The following is a 19,827-nucleotide window of genomic DNA, read 5'->3' on the forward strand; positions in this document are numbered from 1 at the left end:
AATACAATCTATAATAGAGATTGCAAAATAAATGTTATATTTTGGTTATAATTTATGATCGATTTAGGTTTTTAGTAAAAATTAACTCTTATCACTATCTATTAATTTTTTCTTACCAATCCAAGGCATCATGGCTCTAAGTTCTGCACCAACTTTTTCAATTGGATGATCCGCAAGATCTTTTCTCATTTTTAAAAAGTTCTTTTGGCCACCTTCACACTCTTTCATCCAGTCTTTTGTGAACTTACCAGATTGAATATCAGCTAGAACTTCCTTCATTCTTTTCTTGCTCTCACTATCAACAACCTTTTTACCAGATACATACTCTCCATACTCTGCTGTATTGGAAATTGAGTAATTCATATTAGCAATTCCACCTTCGTAAATTAAGTCTACTATCAACTTTACTTCATGTAGACATTCAAAGTATGCCATTTCTGGTTCATAGCCAGCTTCAGTTAGGGTTTCAAAGCCATTTTTAATAAGCTCAACTAATCCACCACATAAAACTGATTGTTCACCAAATAAATCTGTTTCACACTCATCTTTAAAGGTAGTTTCAATAATGCCAGATTTCCCCCCACCTATTGCTGAGGCATATGATAATGCAAGGTCTCTTGCTTTGCCTGTTCCATCTTGATGAACTGCAAATAAACATGGAACTCCACCACCTCTTTCAAACTCACTTCTAACCAAGTGACCTGGTCCTTTTGGAGCAACCATAAATACATCTAAATCTTTTCTAGCATCAATCAGCTTGTAATGAATATTTAATCCATGAGCGAAAGCTAAACTTGTTCCTTGTTTAATTCTTTGCTCAATATGATTTTTATAAATTGAAGCTTGTAATTCATCAGGTGTTAAGATCATTGCAACTTCTGCCCATTCAGCAGCATCTGACATATTCATAACTCTTAATCCTTTTGACTCAGCTTTTGCTTTACTTGCTGACCCATCTCTAAGCGCTACAACAACTTCTTTGGCTCCACTATCTTTTAAATTTAGTGCATGTGCATGACCTTGGCTTCCATAACCAAAAATTGCTATTTTTTTACTTTTAATTAAATCTACATCTGCATCTTTTTCATAAAACATTTTCATTTTTTTTCTCCTATTGGTAATTAATTTAAAATTTCTGCACCTCTGGTCATTGCTACCGCTCCCGTTCTTGAGGCACTGACAAGACCAAGTGGTTTTAAATTCTTTATCATACTATCTATTTCTCTTCTTAATGCTGTAATTTGAATTACAGCAGATTTATTTGTCTGATCTAATATAACTGGATTATACTTTTTACAAGCATTTAAAGCTTTCTTAATTTTGATAGAATTTGCAACAATTTTTAATAGGGCCATTTCTTTAAATATCACTTTTTTATCTTCTCTTTTAAAATTAACAACATTATGCACTGGAACTAATTTTTTAAGCTGCAATACAATTTGTTCTATAACTTGTGGTGTCCCTGTTGTGACAATAGTAATTCTAGAAAGATTTTTTTTATGGTCAATTTCAGCAACAGCTAAGGATTCAATATTATATCCTCTACCTGAAAATAGCCCTACCACTCTTGATAAAACACTTGCTTCGTTATCAACCCATACAACAATAATATGTGTATCAATTTTTCCAAATTTACTCGGTGTGCTATATGCAGATTTAGATTTTACCATTTATACTAGCGCTTTTCCTTTTCCTGTAATTTTATTTGTATCCTGATCCTTTGGACCTAAAAGCATTTGGTTGTGAGGTTTTCCAGATGGGATCATTGGAAAACAATTTTCTCCTTGATCTACAAGACAGTCAAAAATAACAGGTCTATCTGTGTTAATCATTTCTTCAATTTTTTCATCTAATTCACTTGGATCTTTTGCTCTAATACCAACACATCCATAAGCTTCTGCTAATTTAACAAAATCTGGTAAAGCTTTTGAATAACTTTCAGAATAATTTTTTTCGTGTAGTAGCTCCTGCCACTGTCTAACCATTCCCATATATTGGTTATTTAAAATAAATATCTTTATTGGCAAATTATACTGAACTGCCGTTGATATCTCCTGCATATTCATAAGAATTGAGGCTTCACCTGCTATATCTACCACTAGTTTTTTTGGATGAGCTACCTGAACACCAATAGCTGCTGGTAATCCGTAACCCATTGTTCCAAGACCCCCAGATGTCATCCATCTATTAGGTTTATCAAATTTATAATGTTGTGCTGCCCACATTTGATGCTGTCCGACTTCAGTTGTAATATAAGTGTCACTATTTTTTGTTAATTCGTACAATCGTTGAACTGCATATTGAGGTTTAATAATTGTATTGCTGTTCACAAAACTTAAAGATTGTTTAGTACGCCATTTTTCAATTTGTAGCCACCAGTTTGAAATTTTTTGTTTATTAGATTTTTCTAGATTTAATTTTTTCTTTTTTAATGTTTTAGTCGTTGAACTGATTACATCCGATACATCACCAACTATTGATAAATCAACTTTAACTATCTTATTGATTGAGGATGGATCTATATCAATGTGAACTTTTTTTGATTTAGGAGAGAACTCATCTATTTTTCCTGTGATCCTATCATCAAATCTTGCACCAATATTAATTAATAAGTCACAGTCATGCATTGCATTATTAGCTTCATAAGTTCCGTGCATTCCAAGCATTCCTAAAAATTGATTATCATTTCCAGGATAAGCACCTAGGCCTTGTAAAGTTGAGGTTATAGGAAACCCTGTTAAAGAAACTAGTTCTCTTAATAATTCACTTGCTTTGGGTCCTGAGTTAATTACTCCACCACCAGTATAAAATATTGGTTTTTTAGACTTACTCATTAAATCAATAAGTTGATCTATGTCTTTTTGATTAAATCTATTTAAATTTTTAGTAACAACTTTTTTATCTTTATTTGGTTTTGAGTATTTTGTTTTTGCAAATTGAATATCTTTTGGAATATCGACTAATACTGGTCCTGGTCTTCCTGTTGTTGCAACCTCAAAGGCTTCATGCATAATTCTTGGCAAATCATTTATATCTTTAACTAACCAGTTATGTTTGGTGCAAGGTCTTGTAATTCCAGTAGTATCGCATTCTTGAAAAGCATCTGTTCCAATTAAGTGTGTAGGTACCTGTCCTGAAATACAAACTAGAGGAACTGAATCCATATATGCATCGGTTAATGCGGTTACAACATTTGTTGCACCCGGACCTGAAGTAACCAATACAACACCTGGTTTTCCAGTTGATCTTGCATAACCTTCTGCAGCATGACCCGCTCCTTGTTCATGTCTAACTAAAATATGTTTTATAGTTGGATGATTTTTTAGTTCATCATAGATAGGAAGAACTGCTCCACCCGGATATCCAAAAATATGTTCAACTTTTTGGTCTTCAAGACACTTGAATACTATCTCTGCTCCTGAATATAATTTTGGCATCCAGGCAATCTATCGGACTTTATGTTAATTGGTCAAGTTTAAGAGAAGATTTTTTTAATTTTTTTATATAACCATCTAATTTGATTGGATCAATTTTAATCCAAGATGTCATCCTAGTTCTTGCCCAAGTCGCTTGTCTTTTAGCGTATTGTCTTGTTTTAATTGATATTAACTCTTCTGCTTCATCCAAGGTAATTTCATGATTTAGATACTGTGTCAATTCGGCAATCCCAATTACCTTGTTTACACTCTGATCCTTTTTAATTTTTAGTTTAAGAAATTTTTTAACTTCAGAAATGGCTCCATTATTTACCATGCTAGAAGTTCTTAAATCAATTCTTTCAACAAGTTTTTTTCTTTTTGTTTCAATATAGAGTTTTAAAAAATCACTATCATTAAATTCAGATTTAGTCTTAGCTAACCAATCATACATAGATATATTTGTGTAAGATTTAATCTCATAAGCTCTTATGGATCTTTGAGTATCATTTGGATCAAATTTGTCTTTGATTTTAGGATCAAGTTTTAAAAGTTTTTTATAAAATTTTTTTTGTCCTTCTTTTTTAGACATTAGTCTAACTTTGTTTCTAAACTTAAGAGGTATCTCTGGAATTTTAACTAGTCCATTGATTAATGATTGAAAATATAGACCTGTTCCACCAACTAAAATTGGAATTTTTTTCTTTTTTTGAATATTTTTAATTTTTTTAATTGTGAGTTCTAACCATTGTCCAGCTGAAAATTTTTCATTTAAATCAACAAATCCATATAGATGATGTTTAATATTTTTTTGTTCTTGCTTGTTGGGTCTTGCAGTTAATATTCTTAATTTTTTGTAAACCTGCATACTGTCAGCATTGATGATTTCTCCTTCAATTTTTTTTGCAATCTTTAAAGCAAAATTTGATTTACCTGATGCAGTCGGTCCTGAAATCAGAATAATTTTGGACTGTTTGTCCATTATTAATCTAGCTTAACACCAATATATCTTCTTTGGTTTTGATTGTTATAAATTACAATCAAAATAGTTTTTTGATTAGATTTTAAAACAGTGCCTACAATATCTTCAAGATCTTTAGTAGATTTTACTTTTTTCTTTTGAGCTTCAACAATAACATCTCCAACATTTAAGTAATCAATTGGGCTATTTTTTCCAATATTTGTTATAACTAAACCTGTTGTTTGATTGGGTAATTTTCTTTGCTCAATATCTTCATCATTCAATGGTCTTACAGTTATTTTTAAAGATTTAATTTCAGAAGTTTCAGGTGTTTCTTCTTTGGTTTCTTTTTTTTCTACTTTAAAATCCTCTGAAGTTTCAAGCCTTCCTAGTTTAATTTTTTTAGTAATCTCTCTTTTATTTCTCCAGATTTTAACATCTACAGTTTTACCAACTTCTGTTTGCGCAACAATTATTGGTAATTCTTTCATCTCTTTAATTTTAGTATTATTAAACTCTAATATAATGTCTCCTGCTTTAATTCCTGCTTTGTCAGATGGGCTATTTTCTGCAACACTAGCAACTAATGCTCCTCGAGGTTCATCTAATTTTTCAACTTCAGCTATTTCTTCAGAAACTACCTGAATTCTAACACCCAGCCATCCTCTTTTAGTTTCACCAAATTCTATTAATTGATTTACAACTCTTTTTGCATCGTTCGATGGTATCGAAAAACCTATCCCAATAGAACCACCTTTACCCAAAATTGCTGTGTTAATTCCAATTACATCACCATTCATATCAAATAAAGGTCCGCCTGAGTTTCCTGAGTTTATTGATGCATCTGTTTGAATGTAATCTTCATAACGAGACAGACCGATTGATCTATTTCTTGCTGATATTATTCCTGCAGTAACCGTTCCTCCTAAGCCAAAAGGATTGCCAATTGCAATAACCCAATCACCAATTCTTGCTTGATCAGAATTTCCAAATTTAACTGGTGTAAATTTTTCTTTTGAGTTTATTTGAAGGACTGCAATATCAGATAAAGGATCAGCACCAACAACCGTTGCTTTATATTCTTTATCACCATCAACTCGAACTAAAATATCCTCTGCATTTTGAATAACATGATTGTTAGTGATTACAATTCCACTCTCTTCTATTATAAATCCTGAACCTAGTGCAGCAGACTTCCTTGTTTGAGGTGTTCCAAATTCTTTGAACATATCTTCAAAAGGTGATCCTGGGGGAAACTGAAAACCAGGAAATGGATTAGAATTTGTAGTAACTGTTGTTGTTGTAGAAATGTTTACAACAGATGGCATTAATTTTTCAGCCAGATCCGCAAATGATGCTGGTGCATCTTTTGCTAATACTTGTGATGCAAAACTTATTGCAAAAAATATAATAAATAATTCTTTAATTCTGTTCATTTTAACTTTTTATATACCAAATAATTATAAAACCTATAACTGCAAAAATTAACCCACCACTTCTTAATTGTGAATCTTTTATCATCTCCATTTTTTTTAACATACTTTTCATTTTTGATGGAAATAAGGCATATAAAATTCCTTCTATAAAAAGAAAAAGTCCAAAAGCTATAATTAGCTCTTTCATTATTTTAGATTAATTTTTAGGTTTTATGTTACCAAAAAATTTAAAGAATTCACTGTCGGGTGATAAAATTAAAGATGTCTGTCCACCAATTAAAGCAGTTTCATAGGCTTGCATCGCTCTGTAGAAAGCAAAAAATTCTGCATCTCTTCCAAAGGCTTCTGCAAAGATCTTATTTCTTTCACCATCACCTTGACCCTTCATGATTTCAGATTCTTTATTAGCATTTGCTAAAATTACAGAAACATCTTTGTCTGCAGTTGAAGTAATTGTAACTGCCATCTCAGCACCTTTTGCTCTAAACTCTTTTGCTTCTCTTTCCCTTTCAGTCTGCATTCTTCTGTAAATTGCATCACTGTTTGCTTGTGGAAGGTCCGCTCTTTTAATTCTAACATCTACTATTTTAATTCCAAAACTTTCAGCTTCAGTATTTACACCTTCTTGTATTAAAGCCATTTGTTTAGTTCTGTCTTTTGAAAGTAAGGTTTGTAATTCTTGCTGACCTAGTACATTTCTCAGTCTTGAGTTAATAATCGTTGCTAATCTTGATCTTGCAACTCTTTCATTTCCAACTGAAATATAAAATTTTAAAGGATCTACAATTCTAAATCTTGCAAATGCATCAACAATTAAACGCTTTTGATCTGATGCAATAACTTCTTCTGGTGGTGTATCTAAATTTAAAATTCTTGTATCTAGAAAAACTACGTTTTGAATAAAAGGAATTTTAAAATTTAAACCTGGTTTTGTAATAATTCTTTTAGGATCACCAAATTGGAGAACAATCGCTTGGTTTGTCTCTTTAACTATAAACATAGATAGAAACGCTAGCGCTCCTAATGCAATAATTATTGGTAATAAAATTTTTTGTACTTTCATTAGTTACTTGCCTTTTTTTTACCTAGCTCTGGTAATGGCAAATACGGCACCACACCTGAACCTGCATTTTTTTCTATAATTACTTTATCAATATCAGCTAAAACTTTTTCCATTGTCTCTAAGTACATTCTTTCTTGTGTAACTTCTTTTGCTTTTGCATACTCTTCATAGATAGATACGAATCTGCTAGCTTCACCTTCTGCTTGAGCAACCACTTGTTGTTTATAAGCTTCAGCTGCTTGCATAATTTTTGCAGCTTCTCCTCTAGCTCTTGGGATCACATCGTTTGCATAAGCTTCAGCTTCATTTTTTGATCTTTCCATATCCGCTCTTGCAGCTTGCACGTCTCTAAAAGAATCAATTACTTGATTAGGTGGGTCTGCTTTTTGCGTTTGTACTTGAGTTACTTGAATACCACTATTGTATTCATCTAATATCTTTTGAATAATTTCTTGTGTTTCAATTTCAATTTTAGCTCTTCCTTCGGTTAAAATTGATTGAATATTACTTTTAGCAACAACTTCTCTCATTGCAGTTTCTGCAGCAGCTTTCACTGTACTTTCTGGGTCTTGGACCTCAAATAAGAATTTTCCTGCATCTTTAATTATCCAGAATACTGAAAAATCAATATTAACAATATTTTCATCCCCTGTTAACATTAAACTTTCTTGAGGGATATCTGCCACTCCTCCACCTTGTGAAAAACCACTTTCTCTTTCAGATCTAAAACCAATATCCATTCTATTAACTTTTGTAACTTTTGGTGTTTCAACAGCCTCTACTGGAAAAGGAATATGATAATTTAATCCTGGTTGTGTAGTTTTAATAAACTTACCAAATCTAAGAACAACACCTTGTTCATCTGGAAGTACTCTATATAGGCCACTTGCTAACCATACGAAGGCTAAAATAATTAGAACTAATATAATTGGTTTTCCTCCTGATGAGCTTCCACCAGGTAAAAATTTATTTATTTTACTTTGAATATCTCTAATGATTGCATCTATATCAGGTGGTGTAGGTCCTTTTCCCGAACCATTTCCTCCTCCTGGAGGTGTTCCCCATGGGCTTCCGCCTCTACTTTGAAAATCGTCTGACATATGACAAAGTATATAATGTCTTTCTCACAAAAAACAAGTAATGATAAAAATATGACAGATAAAAACCCAGAACTAAGTGACGCAATGAAAAAAAAACTGGAACCTAGAAAGTTCACAAAGAACCCAATTTTAGGAACAAAATTTACAATAGCTGTTTCAAGTGCAAAAGGAGGAGTTGGAAAATCAACTTTTGCAACCAACCTTGCTTTAGCATTAAAACAAATTGGCTGCAAAGTTGGTTTACTTGACGCTGATATTTATGGTCCTTCAATTCCAAAGATGTTTGATATTAATGAAAAACCAAAAAGTGATGGTCAAACCTTAACTCCAATTACAAAATATGACATTCAATGTATGTCCATTGGTTTTCTTGCAGACCAGCAAACTCCAATGATTTGGCGTGGACCTATGGTTACTAGTGCAATTAAAACATTTACACAAAAAGTTGGTTGGAAAGATTTAGATTTTATCATTGTTGATATGCCTCCAGGAACTGGAGATACCCAATTAACTTTTTCTCAAGAAATTAAGATGGATGGAGCAATTATTGTCTCAACTCCTCAAGAAGTAGCTCTTCTTGATGTTAAAAGAGGGATTAAAATGTTTGACAAGCTTGGAGTTAAGATCTTGGGTTTAGTTGATAACATGAGCTATTTCACTGGTGATGATGGTAAAAAATATAAAATATTTGGTGAAGGTGGGGTTAAGCGAACTGCAGATGAATTTGAAAAAGAATTTTTAGGAGAAATTCCAATAAATCCTGAGGTTGGAAAATGTGGAGATGAAGGAAAGCCGATTGTTGAAGCTAATCCTGAACACGAAATTTCTAAAATATATTTAGACTTTGCTAGAAAAATTAAATCAACTTATCTTTAAGATCAAAAGAAACCATAAGTTCATTCCATTCTCTTTTGGATAAGCCTGAACTATCTGGATTAACATCCTCACCTTTAATAAGTTTTTGAATGATAATTTTTCCTTTAGCTGAAACTTCTGTGCCCCCTACTCTATAATCCATGAACGCATCATAAGTTATAGGTACCCATTTCTTAACAGTATTTAACATGATGTCAGCATAAACTCTTATTTCATACTGAGCATGACTATCAGCTCTTAATCTTAAAAAATTCATTAAGTTTAATAAATCAGTTTTCCAATACCACTGGGTATAAGTGTTTAAAGTTAAATTCATTCTTGCAAGTTCTCTTGCTAACCCTTTTTTATTTTCATCAATCGTTGATCCATCAAATCTTTGATTGAGCATCATCTCATAGTTGTCATAAGTTTGTTCAGCATCATTTTTTAAAAGTTCTAAAACTTCTTTTGCTTGTTCACCTTCAATAACATCACCTCTACCTTGTCTGTTGCTTGAAGATTGAGCTGCTAAATTTTCTGCAGATGGCAAATAAAATTCTTTATCTAAAATTGAATACCTAGCTGAGTACTCATTAACATTTGCTGTTCTATGTCTTATCCATTGACGAGCAATAAAAATTGGAAGCTTCACATGATATTTGATTTCACACATTTCAAATGGAGTGCTGTGCCAATGTCTCATTAAATATTTAATTAAACCTGCATCTGTTGAAACTTTTTTGGTTCCTTTTCCATATGAAACTCTAGCTGACTGAACAATTGAAGTGTCATCTCCCATGTAATCAATAACTCTTACAAAACCATGGTCTAATGCTGGCATTGCCTCATACAGAATATTTTCAAGCGCTGGGGCAGTAACCCTTTTCGTTTGATTTTGCTGACCTTGTTGATCTTTGATCTCTTTTGATTGTTCTTTAGTTAATTTCATGATTTTTATTGAATCTCTCTCAAATGCTTTTATAGTAATAGTGTTGGCTTGCCAACTACGACGATAAACGAATTTCGTAATAACCATTACGGACGTGGGGGCAGTACCCACCACCTCCACCATTTACAACTTACGGGGGTGAAATAGGATCGACGGGTGACTAAAGGCTATTCTTTCGTTCGGGATTGTTCCACCGTAACGGGCTAAACTTTAAATGCTAACGAAAGTTACGCTATTGCTGCATAATTAACTTAGGTTAATTATAGAAGCACGGTCTGGGGCACCGGGTAACAGAACGCCCCTACTTGCTAAATGATTCTTTAATCATATCAACGCTTCCAGAAAAAAATAATCAAAAAGACGTTCATAGGACGTTATTTAGAAAGTGGAATAGTCGTTATGGCATACATAAGAGTTAAGCGTGGCAAATTCAAAGTTGAAATAAATAAAAAAGGATATCCTAGAGTTTTCAAATCATTCTCCACAATTAAAGATGCTAAGAAATTTTGCAAAGATGTTGAGTCTCAAATGGAACGGCAAATCTTTGAAGATTATTCTGGTGCAAGAGGAATAACTTTAAAAGAAATTTTAGTTAAATATAGAGATGAAAAAACCGTATTAAAAAAAGGTGCTAGAGAAGAAACCTATACAATTAATTATCTAATAAATCATAAGATAAGTTTGAATAGTTTAATGCGTTTGAAGTCGCATCATATTCATAAGCTAATGCTTGAGTTGGGGAATACTAGAGCACCTAGTACTATTAAAAAGTATGTTAATTTAATTTGTCATGCGTGGCGTGTTGCTAAGAAAGAATGGGGAATTAATCTTCCAGCAGACAATCCTTGCGATATGGTAACACTGCCAAAAGTTAATGATACTAGAGACCGAATACTATCTAAATCAGAATATACGTCGCTCCTAGAGTCTTGCCGAGACTCACATTTGAACATTTTAGAAGATATTGTGGTTTTTGCTTATTCCACAGGTGCAAGACAAGGTGAAATACTTAGACTTAAAAAAGAGCATATTGATTTTGATAAAAAATTAATTCTTTTTATGGATACAAAGAACGGTGAAAATAGAACCATACCTGCACCTGATAATGTTTTGAATATATTAAAGAAGTATAGATTTGGATCTCATATTTTTAATATTATAGCTAGAAGATTAAGGAAACATTTCACCATAGCTTGTAAGAGAGCAGGAATTGCAGATTTTAGATTCCATGATTTGAGAGCTTGTTTTTGTACTAATGCTTTATTGAATGGTTGGAGCATTGCCGAAGTATCTACAGTAAGTGGTCATAAAGATTGGAGCCAATTAAAAAGATATACAAGAATTAAAGCAGAAGATTTATTAGAGAAAATAAATAATGTTGTTAATTTTAAATAATTAATTGCACCTTTTGACTCATAGGATAATGAGGCATACCAAAATGGAATAGTTACCTTGAATTAGGTATGTGCTCTTGGCATTGGTAAATTACACTTATCATGGTATTAATATTGCATTGGAAGCTACCAATTAAAAAACTTGTAAAAGTAGGAACCACGAAAAAATTAATCACGAAACATTATCTCCAAAGGAAGTGAGATTTCCATAATTGAAAAATCAAATGGAGTAAAATATGTCAAATAATAAAAAGTATAATCCGTTAAATTCAAAAGGATTAAAAGAAATACCAACACACAAAAGATATCCAAAGTCGCCGGGTGTAAAGAAAGCATTCAGTTATACTCGGAAACTGCCAATACCGACACCTTGTGAACACGATAAAGTTCCATATAAAAACTTGTATCAACTTACAAAAAGAGCTTATGTAATAATGGATAGACTGGCTTACCTGCTGGTAGAGAAAGAACTGCAGTGTGAAAAGCTTGCTAAATACATAAACAATTCTAGAAAAAATGGAGGCGACAATGACCTTTAATAATGGAGCCCTAAAAATACCACTGGACTATTTAGAACAAGGACATGACATAACACCTTGCGATAATAAGATACCAATACTTAGTAAGTGGCAAAATAAAGTAATTAAAAAAGATGAATGGAATGACAAATATATTTCACATAATATTGGTTTAAAGCTAGGTGGTAAAACCGACATTGATATTGACAATCACATAGTTAAAAAATTTATTGAAGTTTATCTTAAATCTTGTGGTGCCATATATGGTCGTGAAAGTAACCCTATGAGTCATTACTTATTTTTAGGAGAATCTAAATATTTTAAATATAAACTGCCAGAAGAGTTAGAGAATTACTGCAAAGGATTTCCACATGGAAATACATTATTGGAAATTAGAAGTGGTAACGGTCACCAATCAATAGCTCCCGGTTCAATAGTTGATAACGAAAATGTTGAGTGGAATAAATTTGCGGGTATCAATCCATATGCTGGTAACTTAGAAGAAGATATTTCAATCATAGTGTTAAGTGCTGCATTAAGTATTCTTTACCCTGCTACAGGCTCTAGAGACGATTATTGTACTGCAATAGCAGGGGTTTTGAGTCAACATACCGATTGGGATGAAAATAATATAAATAACTTTGTTTATAGTCTTGCCTTTCGTTCTGGTGATGATGAAGCAAATAAAAGAATGGCAAAAGGTACTAATGCTAAAAATCCTAAAACTAAAAATTTTGGTTTTCCTAAGCTTGCTGAAATTTTAGATTGTTCTGTAAAAACTGTAGCATCATTATTTGAGTGGGTTGGAGTCAAGGACAGTGGTTCATGTTTCACGGCACTTAAAGTGTATGAGAGTGAACCTAAATATTGGAAGTTAAAATATAAAGATACATGGATCACGATCATGGATAGTGCAATGCTGCTGTCTTATACAAAGTTATCAATTCTAATTTTAGAGAATTGTTATGAAGTAGCACCTGTTGTTACACCTAAAGATTGGAAAGGAATAATAGCTGATCTTTTAAAAGATGTTGAAAAGGTGGAAGTGCCAATAGATGCTTCTTATTATCAAAGTATAGGTCTACAAATAATTGAATACTTTAATCGTAACGATAATCAATTTGATAAAGACATGGGTATAGGGCATGGGATGGGAGTATGGCACAATAAAGAAGATGATTGCTTGTACACCAAACTAGAAACTATTACTGCCCTATTAGTTAGGAAACACGTATCATTTGAACGACGTAAATTAGTTGAACATATGCAGACACACATGGGTGCAGTTCCTGTTAAAATAAATGTACATACTAAAGACGTAAGACTGTGGAAATTTTCTAGAGAAATTCTTAAACTTAGAAATGCTGACGAAACCGGAGTTGCAAAAGCAGTTAGAAAAACAATGGATGAACATCATGAAAAATTTAAAAATGCATTTTAGTATTAATAGGATAAAAAAAACAACAGACAGACAGACACTTCAAAATCTATCTGGCAAAAATATATTTTTTTTTACTTATTACTACAGGTTGGATTCCATAAATGGTATACTGCATTAAACATAAGAAATTTTATTCCATCTTTCTTAGGTTTGATTTTTCGCAGGTGGGGCGGATAGGAAGCCGACTTCGGTCGACTCCGTCCTGTCTGAACAAGTTTTGAAAGGTAATCGAGAGGTTTTAAAACTTACCTCCACTTACCCCAAATAAATGGAATAGATAAGGAAACACAACAAATGAAGAAAATAATTCAAAGTAACCCTTACATTGAAAACCAACAAGAATTTATAGAGAGGCAGTTATATAATTTCTCAGATACCAAAATGGATAAGCCAAAACATATGAATAATAAAAATATGGTTAGTTACGATAACCCTAAAAATGATTTTGAATTAATTTACAAAACCATGACACCTTTTGAAAAAGGTCATTTCAATTCAACACATAAAAAAAAAATAAAGATCAAAGGCAGTGATCCAAGTTCCATGATCCGTGTAGCCGGAACCACAGACGACGAGGATAAGAAGTATTTTGAGGAACAGAAGAAAAAAGGAAAGATCCCGATAAACATAGACCTTGATAAATTCCTTGATGAAAAAGAAGAGTTTGAATTGGGTGGTGATCCAGACGCAAGACTAAAAAAACAAAGAATGCAGGACATGATCTTGTCTGGTGCATTACAAAAAATAGACATCGCTATGTCAGGGATAATGAGCACACTTAATCTTGCAGGTGGTGGTAAAGTGGTGGATCTTAGTCAATACCGTAAAGATAAAGAGCCTGTAAAACCAAAGCAGATCAATCTTGCAGATTATTTTAAAGTTGGTGTTGCTATTGCAGATTTGAATGAGTCTGAGAGAAGCCTGGTTAACGATCTTCTCAAGAGAACACTAGGAAAGAACCCAAAATAAAAAATTAAGATTATTTCTTAAATATTAATTCTATATCTTTTTTCATAATGTTATTGGGATAATCTAAATTTTTGATTGGATATTTTTTATGATTTTTTTTTCTCACATCTGCAAAATTTTTATTTACAAAGGATAATTCTATGGAGTCTGGTATGTGATCTATTACAGACGAAAAATTATTACCATGAATATGAATTAATTCAAGATTTTTATTATTACAAATAAATTTTTCTACTTTTTTAAAATTCTTATTTAAATTCTCAAATTCTATTATTAGACCAAAAAAATTATAATTTTTAATTTCATTTATTATTTTATATTCATCTCCATCTATATCAATTTTTAATAGTGTATATAATGGATCAAATTTTGATCTTTCTAAAATTTTAGACAAAGTATTTTGACTAGATCCAACTTTTTTTTTTAAGTGTATATTTTCTTTTATATAAAAAAAATAAATATATTTTACAAAATTTAGAAAATTTAAATATTTTCTAAATCTAATAGATTTCCAAAGCCAATAAAAAAAATGTTTAATCCAAAATTTATAATCTACAGTATGATCATAAACTTCAATTTTTATTTTTGGATTAATTTTTTTTAAATCACTTTCAAAGGTAAAGTTATCACCCAAGCCAAATGTTAAACAATATTTGCATTTTAAAAGAGATTTTTTATTAAAAATATAGCCACCATCTAATTTATTACCAAGTCTAATTAAATTGTTAACTTTTTTAGGATAAAAATATTTTGAAAGCACGTATAAAAATGGTATCAAACTTATAACTAGGTGTCTAGGTGATGTAATTGAAATAAAATTTTTTAAAAAATATTTCAACCTCTAGGTCTAAGCCAAACAGACTATATAATAGAGGGTAGAAGATACTCCTTTTTATATATCCGGGGTTAAGGTTCCAATCTTAAAGATAGTTCCTATCCCAGTTGGTACCTCTATTGATGTACCTGCGAGTCCAACAGGACAAACATCGACTCCGTCCTCCTATAAAGGACGTTTTGGAGTCGTTATTAATCCTTGAATATTGAGTTCACAAAACATAGAATAATAGCTGAAGCTGTTGGTTTTGACCAAGATTCATGAAGCCAGGTCCACGGCACCGGGTAACAGAACGCCCCTACAGAAACTTCTACTTCTCTTTATTTATAATGTTGATTAAGATCTAGATTACTTTTATTCGTAGCTGACTCGTAATTTTAGACTACTTTTTCTTATTTGGTCCTCGCCTAGGCATGTGAGCAACTGCTTCTTCAAACCATTCATTATTTTTTGCTGCTTCATAAGCACCAACAGAAGCATCTTGCCATTCATAACGGTAATCATATTGTTTTGCATCAGCTAGGACATCTTCTTTTTCTGACCATTTTCCTTTGGGGTTTAAAACTTCCATATGTGCAACAGCTTCCTCTAAATATTCACCTTTTCTTGCTGCATGATATGCACCTGGTTCGTTTTCTTTCCATCTAACTTTATGTTGTTCTTTTTTTGCGGACTCTAAAACCTTATCTTTTGTCCATTCAAGAATTGCTCCACCTAAACCTCCACCCCTATCTTTATTTAATAAATTGTAACCCTCGTCTTCTTTTTGTTTTATCAAATTTCCTTCAAGTTGTGCAGCTTTTTCACGATCAATATAGTCTGTAAGTTGAGTCATGATTAACTCCTCCTGTTTATATTTTTTGAATCTTTCACTTTTTAAATGGACATTCATTCTAGTTTTAAAGTGTTGGCTTAATCCTATATAGATCTTATTTTCATCCTTAATTTCTATACTATATATACATCGCTTATATTTGTTGCCCACCAAGGTCATATGCTTGACTGCTTCTTCAAAATAGCCTCTGTCTCGTGACGCACGGTAAGCTCCAGGTGAACGTAACTTCCAAGCTGATCTACTATCATCTAATAAAGCATCTTCAAGCACTGCTTTTTTTGACCATTTAGAAATTGGTTGACCTTTAACTTTAATTAAGTGTCCAACAACATCTTCATTATTTAATAATTTAAGTCTTGTAGCTGCAGCATATGATTTTTTATCTTTCTCTTGCCATTGCTTAAAGGTTTCAAAGTCTTTAATTGCTTCCTTCACAGTTTTCTTTGTCCAATGACCAGCTGAAAATTGCTCTCTAGACAAATTTTTAGTTACTTCCTTGAATATTTTTAATCTGGAGGCAGCACTATATGCATCAAAATCTTTAGTGAAAAAACCCTTCAGCGTTTTATGTTTATTAACTTTTTCTTTAACTCTTTCTGGAGTCCAGTATCCAGGTGGTTTAGCCTTTCTCATTTATAAATTTTAGCACAAAACTGACTCGTAATTGACTCGTAATTTCATCCAAACTTCTGCTGTTTGCTAAATCAACTTCGTTGCAAAATAAGGATTATAGAAGCACGGTCCGGGGCACCGGGTAACAGAACGCCCCTACTAATTTATAAATTTAGTTAGATCAGGTTTAAAATATTTAGGGCCCTTCATAACTTTTCCAGATTCGTTATAAATTGGTTTACCATCTTCACCTAACTTACTCATATTTGAGTTTTGCACTTCCTCAAAGCACTTATCAAGATCAATACCAAACGCATGTCCAGCCCCATAAGTGACATACAATATGTCTGTTAAAGCATCTGCAACTTCTAAAAGATCTTTATTTTCCATTGCTTCTTTAAGCTCTTCTAATTCCTCTTTTATTAAATCATATCTAAGACTATTGATCTTATCAGTGCTAAAAGATGGCTTAGTTTTGACTTCTTGACCAAAGGTTTCCATAAAAGTTTTTACTTTGTTAAAATTTGACATTTAGCTCCTGTAAGTTTTTAAAAATTAATATATAAGTATATTAAATTACTAATTATATATTAATCAATGAAATTAAGAAAAGAGTTTGACAGTATTGGAAACATCAATGTACCTAGTGATAAATATTGGGGTGCATCAACTCAAAGGTCTAATAAGTTTTTTAATATTGGAAAAATTTTAGTTAATATTTCTATAATAAAATCTATTGCGATCATTAAAAGATCTGCTGCTTTAGTGCATTATAAAGAAAAGCAAATAAATAAAAAAATTACTAATTCAATAATTAAAGCTTCAGATGAAGTTATTAAAGGAAAACTAGATGAAAATTTTCCTCTAAAGGTTTGGCAAACAGGATCTGGCACACAAACTAATATGAATGTTAATGAGGTAATTGCAAACAGAGCAATTGAAATATTGGGTGGAAAAAAAGGTTCAAAAAAACCAGTTCATCCAAATGATCATGTAAATAAATCTCAATCAACAAATGATGTTTTTCCAACAGCTATGCATATATCCGTTGCTCAAGAGACTATATCAAAACTATTACCTAACTTAAAAATTTTAGAAAAAGAATTAGCAAAAAAATCTAAAGAATTTAAAAATATTATTAAAATTGGTAGAACCCATTTACAAGATGCAACACCATTATCACTTGGGCAAGAATTTTCAGGCTACCAGGTACAGCTAAAAAAATGCATTGAAAGAGTAGAGCTTTCACTTAAAGAAGTATATTTTTTAGCGCAAGGCGGGACGGCTGTTGGGACGGGTATAAACTCTAAAAAAGGTTTTGATAAAAAAATTGTTAAAGAGATTGCTAAATATACAAAAATCCCCTTTAAACCAGCTCCAAATAAATTTGCAGAACTTGCAGCTCACGACTCTATTGTAAATTTTTCAGGTACACTAAATACTTGTGCTGTTGCATTAATGAAAATATCAAATGATGTGAGATTTTTAGGTTCAGGGCCACGTGCTGGATATGGTGAATTAATATTGCCAGAAAATGAACCTGGTTCATCTATTATGCCAGGAAAAGTTAACCCTACTCAATGTGAGGCAGTAACAATGGTTTGTGCCAAAGTAATAGGCAATCATACTGGAATTACAATTGCTGGATCGCACGGGCATTTTGAATTGAATGTATTTAAGCCAATGATTGCTCATAATGTACTTCAATCGATAGATCTTATTGCTGATAGTACTAAAAATTTTGCAATTTATTGTGTTAAAGGAATAAAAGCTAACAAGAAAAGAATTAAAGAGCATCTGGATAATTCTTTAATGCTAGTAACAGCGCTAGCCCCGCACATTGGATATGATAATGCAGCAAAAATTGCAAAGACTGCTTTAAAAAATGGGACAACACTAAAACATGAAACTCTTAAAACAGGTCTTGTTGATGAAAAAGATTATGAGAAAATAGTAGATCCTAAAAAAATGATCTACCCCTCATAAAGACCTATTAGTTCGTTTAATAATCTTCTACTTTTAGTCAAATTATTAGAACTATTATCATTAAAACCCTCAGCTATATTATAGAATTGATCACTCACCTTGTTGTCATCTATCTTAATATTTTTAAAAGTAATTTCATTACCCAGAAAATCATAAATTATATTTAGCTTGATGTTTTTAATATCTTTTCTTAATCTTTTATTGGTGCTTAAAAAAGAATACAATCTATCAGGATCTTTAATATCTATTGATAAATTAGCTGATAAAATTAATTTATCGTTTTCTAAAAATAAATCACTATTAGAAACTTCTATTAAACCAATATTATTGTTGATAAATATTGATTTATCAAAACTTATTTTGCCATTTAAAATTTTTAACTTCAGTTTAGCTTCATTAAAGATTTTATCTTTTTTTGTAGACTTAATATTTACTAAAGTGTGTACACTAATATTTTCATTAAATAATAAACCTGATTTAATAAATTCGTTGATTATAGAGTTTGGTGTAAATAAATTTGAAATTTTATAATCGTATAAATTAATTTTTAGATTTAGATCAAATGGATTTATTGCAAGTTGTCCATTATAGTTTATTTTAGAGTTAAGAGTTTTAGAGCCATCTGATTGAAATATTACTATTTGATCCTTAATACTGTATTTCGTATTGATAGATGAATTTAGTATAGAAATATTATTCATTCCACTGTTTAAATCTTCATCTTTTTTAAAAAATTTGTCTATAATTTTAAGTTTAATATCGGAAGCCTTTATCTTAATATTTTTTTGTGAATTTATTGTATTTTGATAATTTAATTCAAAAGGTATATTAAAAATTTCTCCTTTTAAATCAAAAAGATTAAATAAATTTTTTTCATCAAAAAATAAAAATGCATTGGAGATTTTTATAATTGAAATTACTTCGTTTAAATTGTTCTTAAAAAAAACATTACTATCATTAATTTTAATTTTTTTTTTAGAAAATTTATTTTCACTGTCTTTATAAAGTGGTTTTAAATCATTACTTAATAAAGAAAAATTTGCCTCTTCAATAAATACTTCGTTTATTCTAATACTATCCTTATTGAAAAAATTATTTTGACTAATTAAAACATTTAATGTTTTAATCTCTGCTAAAGAAGTTTTGCTGTCTCTAATTAAATAATGAGGTTTTGGTAAAATGCGATATGAGATATCAAAAGAGTTAGTTAAATTTATATTAAATTCAGAGCTTAATTTACTAACAATCTTATTTTGTACCCAATTTTTGTCATACAATAGAGGTATTAATAAATAAAAAATATAGGCAAATAATATACTAATTGCGGTTATTATATATTTATTAAAAGTACTAACATGAAACTTATTATTTGTTTTTTTTTTAAGTTTGAATATTGTCTTTTTAATTAAGTTATTAAAATTTTTAACAATTTGTTTCATAAATCACATTGAAGGTTT

The 19,827-nt window shown here is 31.1% G+C and carries 19 protein-coding genes and 1 other RNA gene; 7 read left to right on the forward strand and 13 right to left on the reverse strand.

The window, feature by feature from the left end; translation table 11 throughout:
• Nucleotides 1-81: 81 nt before the first annotated feature.
• The 8 genes from ilvC to hflK are packed head-to-tail and all read right to left on the reverse strand — an operon-like array spanning nucleotide 82 to nucleotide 7,976.
• The gene (gene ilvC, locus AC5SLT_RS04920) at nucleotides 82-1,101 is read right to left on the reverse strand and encodes a ketol-acid reductoisomerase (protein ID WP_006997909.1); all 1,020 of its coding nucleotides are present in this window, start codon (nucleotides 1,099-1,101) and stop codon (nucleotides 82-84) included.
• Nucleotides 1,102-1,121: 20 nt separating this feature from the next.
• Nucleotides 1,122-1,670, reverse strand: a complete 549-nt coding sequence (gene ilvN, locus AC5SLT_RS04925; RefSeq protein ID WP_494591440.1) for an acetolactate synthase small subunit — start codon at nucleotides 1,668-1,670, stop codon at nucleotides 1,122-1,124.
• Nucleotides 1,671-3,437 carry an acetolactate synthase 3 large subunit gene (locus tag AC5SLT_RS04930; protein WP_494591442.1) on the reverse strand — a complete coding sequence of 589 codons (1,767 nt, stop codon included), beginning with the start codon at nucleotides 3,435-3,437 and terminating at the stop codon, nucleotides 1,671-1,673.
• A 19-nt stretch (nucleotides 3,438-3,456) separates the two neighbouring features.
• A complete protein-coding gene (gene miaA, locus AC5SLT_RS04935; protein ID WP_494591444.1) occupies nucleotides 3,457-4,398 on the reverse strand; it encodes a tRNA (adenosine(37)-N6)-dimethylallyltransferase MiaA in 942 nt (313 codons plus the stop codon).
• A 2-nt stretch (nucleotides 4,399-4,400) separates the two neighbouring features.
• Nucleotides 4,401-5,813, reverse strand: a complete 1,413-nt coding sequence (locus AC5SLT_RS04940; protein WP_494591445.1) for a Do family serine endopeptidase — start codon at nucleotides 5,811-5,813, stop codon at nucleotides 4,401-4,403.
• Between the two features lies 1 nt (nucleotide 5,814).
• Entirely contained in the window at nucleotides 5,815-6,000 is a 186-nt protein-coding gene (locus tag AC5SLT_RS04945; protein ID WP_006997904.1) for a DUF2065 domain-containing protein, read from the reverse strand.
• A gap of 9 nt (nucleotides 6,001-6,009) precedes the next feature.
• Nucleotides 6,010-6,876, reverse strand: coding sequence for a protease modulator HflC (gene hflC, locus AC5SLT_RS04950; protein WP_494591446.1), 867 nt, complete (start codon nucleotides 6,874-6,876; stop codon nucleotides 6,010-6,012).
• Entirely contained in the window at nucleotides 6,876-7,976 is a 1,101-nt protein-coding gene (gene hflK, locus AC5SLT_RS04955) for an FtsH protease activity modulator HflK (protein WP_494591448.1), read from the reverse strand. The genes hflC and hflK overlap by 1 nt, the downstream gene beginning before the upstream one ends.
• On the opposite strand from hflK, the gene AC5SLT_RS04960 reads away from it, so the two are divergent.
• Entirely contained in the window at nucleotides 7,977-8,852 is an 876-nt protein-coding gene (locus tag AC5SLT_RS04960; protein WP_494591450.1) for an Mrp/NBP35 family ATP-binding protein, read from the forward strand.
• Here AC5SLT_RS04960 and thyX read toward each other — a convergent pair.
• Nucleotides 8,833-9,780 (reverse strand): FAD-dependent thymidylate synthase, encoded by a 948-nt coding sequence (gene thyX / locus AC5SLT_RS04965; protein ID WP_494591452.1) that lies wholly within the window; start codon nucleotides 9,778-9,780, stop codon nucleotides 8,833-8,835. The two genes, AC5SLT_RS04960 and thyX, sit on opposite strands and share 20 nt — an antisense overlap.
• A gap of 4 nt (nucleotides 9,781-9,784) precedes the next feature.
• On the opposite strand from thyX, the gene ssrA reads away from it, so the two are divergent.
• From ssrA to AC5SLT_RS04990, 5 genes are all read left to right on the forward strand, one after another.
• Nucleotides 9,785-10,086, forward strand: a transfer-messenger RNA (tmRNA) gene (ssrA, locus tag AC5SLT_RS04970).
• 93 nt (nucleotides 10,087-10,179) lie between these two features.
• Entirely contained in the window at nucleotides 10,180-11,175 is a 996-nt protein-coding gene (locus tag AC5SLT_RS04975) for a tyrosine-type recombinase/integrase (protein WP_494591454.1), read from the forward strand.
• Nucleotides 11,176-11,410: 235 nt separating this feature from the next.
• On the forward strand, nucleotides 11,411-11,713 hold the full coding sequence (locus AC5SLT_RS04980) for a hypothetical protein (protein WP_494591456.1): 303 nt from the start codon (nucleotides 11,411-11,413) through the stop codon (nucleotides 11,711-11,713).
• Complete coding sequence (locus AC5SLT_RS04985; protein ID WP_494591458.1) at nucleotides 11,703-13,133, forward strand: bifunctional DNA primase/polymerase; 1,431 nt, start codon at nucleotides 11,703-11,705, stop codon at nucleotides 13,131-13,133. Before AC5SLT_RS04980 ends, AC5SLT_RS04985 begins: the two co-directional genes overlap by 11 nt.
• A gap of 294 nt (nucleotides 13,134-13,427) precedes the next feature.
• Nucleotides 13,428-14,102, forward strand: a complete 675-nt coding sequence (locus AC5SLT_RS04990) for a hypothetical protein (RefSeq protein WP_494591460.1) — start codon at nucleotides 13,428-13,430, stop codon at nucleotides 14,100-14,102.
• A gap of 10 nt (nucleotides 14,103-14,112) precedes the next feature.
• Here the strand turns inward: AC5SLT_RS04990 and AC5SLT_RS04995 are convergent, their stop codons facing one another.
• The 3 genes from AC5SLT_RS04995 to AC5SLT_RS05005 all read right to left on the reverse strand — a co-directional run bounded on the left by AC5SLT_RS04995 (nucleotide 14,113) and on the right by AC5SLT_RS05005 (nucleotide 16,915).
• Entirely contained in the window at nucleotides 14,113-14,940 is an 828-nt protein-coding gene (locus tag AC5SLT_RS04995) for a hypothetical protein (protein ID WP_494591462.1), read from the reverse strand.
• A 379-nt stretch (nucleotides 14,941-15,319) separates the two neighbouring features.
• On the reverse strand, nucleotides 15,320-16,405 hold the full coding sequence (locus AC5SLT_RS05000; RefSeq protein ID WP_494591464.1) for a GIY-YIG nuclease family protein: 1,086 nt from the start codon (nucleotides 16,403-16,405) through the stop codon (nucleotides 15,320-15,322).
• A 138-nt stretch (nucleotides 16,406-16,543) separates the two neighbouring features.
• Nucleotides 16,544-16,915, reverse strand: coding sequence for a pyrophosphohydrolase domain-containing protein (locus tag AC5SLT_RS05005; protein ID WP_494591466.1), 372 nt, complete (start codon nucleotides 16,913-16,915; stop codon nucleotides 16,544-16,546).
• Between the two features lie 66 nt (nucleotides 16,916-16,981).
• Between AC5SLT_RS05005 and fumC the strand changes: the two genes are divergently transcribed.
• The gene (gene fumC, locus AC5SLT_RS05010; RefSeq protein ID WP_494591469.1) at nucleotides 16,982-18,370 is read left to right on the forward strand and encodes a class II fumarate hydratase; all 1,389 of its coding nucleotides are present in this window, start codon (nucleotides 16,982-16,984) and stop codon (nucleotides 18,368-18,370) included.
• On the opposite strand, the gene AC5SLT_RS05015 is transcribed toward fumC, so the two are convergent.
• The gene (locus AC5SLT_RS05015; protein ID WP_494591472.1) at nucleotides 18,358-19,809 is read right to left on the reverse strand and encodes a hypothetical protein; all 1,452 of its coding nucleotides are present in this window, start codon (nucleotides 19,807-19,809) and stop codon (nucleotides 18,358-18,360) included. The genes fumC and AC5SLT_RS05015 overlap by 13 nt on opposite strands.
• Nucleotides 19,810-19,827 lie beyond the last annotated feature (18 nt).

The sequence above is a fragment of the Candidatus Pelagibacter sp. PS_11 genome (assembly GCF_059417975.1).